3 protein-coding genes and 1 pseudogene are annotated in these 1,826 nt (G+C 40.7%); all 4 read right to left on the bottom strand.

The window, feature by feature from the left end; translation table 11 throughout:
• Nucleotides 1–650, bottom strand: a pseudogene (locus tag ACHBHN_RS11285) (hypothetical protein); the annotation flags it as partial.
• A gap of 50 nt (nucleotides 651–700) precedes the next feature.
• On the bottom strand, nucleotides 701–1,252 hold the full coding sequence (locus ACHBHN_RS11280) for a hypothetical protein (RefSeq protein WP_394734158.1): 552 nt from the start codon (nucleotides 1,250–1,252) through the stop codon (nucleotides 701–703).
• The gene (locus tag ACHBHN_RS11275; protein WP_044981103.1) at nucleotides 1,236–1,427 is read right to left on the bottom strand and encodes a thrombospondin type 3 repeat-containing protein; all 192 of its coding nucleotides are present in this window, start codon (nucleotides 1,425–1,427) and stop codon (nucleotides 1,236–1,238) included. Before ACHBHN_RS11275 ends, ACHBHN_RS11280 begins: the two co-directional genes overlap by 17 nt.
• The coding region (locus ACHBHN_RS11270) for an LPXTG cell wall anchor domain-containing protein (protein WP_394734157.1) at nucleotides 1,428–1,826 on the bottom strand (399 nt) is incomplete at its 5' end.

The raw sequence follows: 1,826 nt of genomic DNA, 5'->3' as shown, positions 1-1,826 counted from the left end.
AGTTGAGACAAATCTACATCCAAACTAGCAATAACCAGAGAGCCCTCTTCTCGGAGAGATATTGCCTGATGAACACTTGTTTTGTGCTCATCAACAGTTTTTTCTTTGTCTTGAACAGTTTCATCAACTCTTGTTTCAAGCTCAGGCTCGTAAGTCATGAGAAACTGTTCAATATCTCGGCTAATCCGATCCGCTAAATTATTAGCCACACGATAAACATTGACCAAATTGGCTCCCCTACTCTTTTGTAAGAGCGAATCCGGCGATATGGTTTGGTAATGACCATTTGAGTCTAATAATTGAAACCGAGTGGCCAGATTAAACAAGGCTACTTCTATCACCAAGTCTTTTTCAGACGGCGATAATTTATCAAGTTTTTGGAGACCCTTATGACCGAATACTTGAGTATAAGTCAACAGGTCATGAGCAGTATCATAAGGACTAGCCTGGACAAAAGCTGAAACGTCCGTCTCAAAGTGAAGTACCTGAACAGGGCTTTGGACTTCCTTTCTATTCACAATAAATTCTTGGATAAGGCTATCCCAATCCTCATCAAAGTGGTTTGCTTGGTAATATAAAAATTCCTCAAGCAAGGCTCTATCGCGAGGAATGGTGGCTCTCATCATTTGTAGTAAGACTTCTTGATTCATTTTCCCCTCCCATTTTAAAAAAGGCTGAGAGTGTTTCTCAGCCCTTTGTGTTAATCTAGGACCAAGGCTCGTTGGTCTCTTTCTTGTGGTATACCTTCCAATACAGTAGCCACGTAGTGTTGTAAGAAATGACTTTTCTGGTCTAGTAAATCTTTTTGCAAGGCGAGGTGAACCAAATCTCCAAAATAATCCTGACTGGAAATGGCTAAGTCCTGTTGAATCATGGCCTGTAAGGTTTCAAGGCTAAGTGGTGAATAATCGTCACTATCCAAAACCTCATACTGTTCCAAGGTGTCAGAAAGACTATTTGAGGACATTAGATCCATAATAAAACTAGAGCCTTCACCTGTTCGGTACAGCTTTTCCAGAATATCAGTCATATCAGCTTTTACTTCATCCTGATAACCATCCACTTTATCTCGTAGCTCATCACTTATCAAGGACAGGTCATCTTCATCCATATAATCTTGATAAACTTGATTGAGGATTGTTCTATCAGAAATACTTAATTCCAAAGAGAGAAAGGCTTTGATAAACTCTTGGTAATCGTCCTTCTCCATTTCAGACAAAGCCTCTTTCATTGTGTCAAAGTTCCAAGCCATCACACAACTCCTTTTGTGAGACTAGTGGTGAATGTCCAGATTGTAGCTCATCTAAATCAGCTTGACCATCACCATCTGTGTCAATAGCATATGGATTGGTTCCCAGAGCTAGTTCCTGAGCGTCTGTCAAACCATCATGGTCTGAATCCTTTTCATAAATGGTTTTTGGATTCATTTACTTCTCCTCCTTTTTCTTCAGTCCATAAGCTGTACCGAGTAAAATCCCAGCCCCAATCAAGCCCAAAAGGGATTCCTGTTCCCCTGTATTTGGCAAAACGCTTGCTGGAACAGGCGGTGCAATAGTCTCAATTGGTGGTTGAGGTGGTGTGGGTTGATTTGGACTTGGTTCTTCAGGTTGAGGTGTATGTGTTACAACTGTATTTGAGCTGATGACATAGCCATTCACTGTATGATGGTAGGTATTCTCCACCTGACCAGTCGCAATCCGTTTCATCTGCAGGTAAACATCTGCCTGAAAAGTTGAATCATCAGAGATAGTCTCTAAGAAGGATTTATCAAATGAAATTGACACTAGGCCATTTTCTGTATCCACCTGTTGCAAGGTATATTTCGT

Source organism: Streptococcus sp. A22 (genome assembly GCF_043674215.1).
Taxonomy (GTDB): domain Bacteria; phylum Bacillota; class Bacilli; order Lactobacillales; family Streptococcaceae; genus Streptococcus; species Streptococcus suis_V.
Note: the sequence above shows the minus strand (reverse complement) of the source record. Positions and strands in the feature narration are given on the sequence as shown.

Bases quoted from the DNA above. Each gene is read 5' to 3' on its own strand.
- ACHBHN_RS11280 (WP_394734158.1), bottom strand. From the start codon at position 1,252: ATGGCTTGGAACTTTGACACAATGAAAGAGGCTTTGTCTGAAATGGAG.
- ACHBHN_RS11275 (WP_044981103.1), bottom strand. From the start codon at position 1,427: ATGAATCCAAAAACCATTTATGAAAAGGATTCAGACCATGATGGTTTG.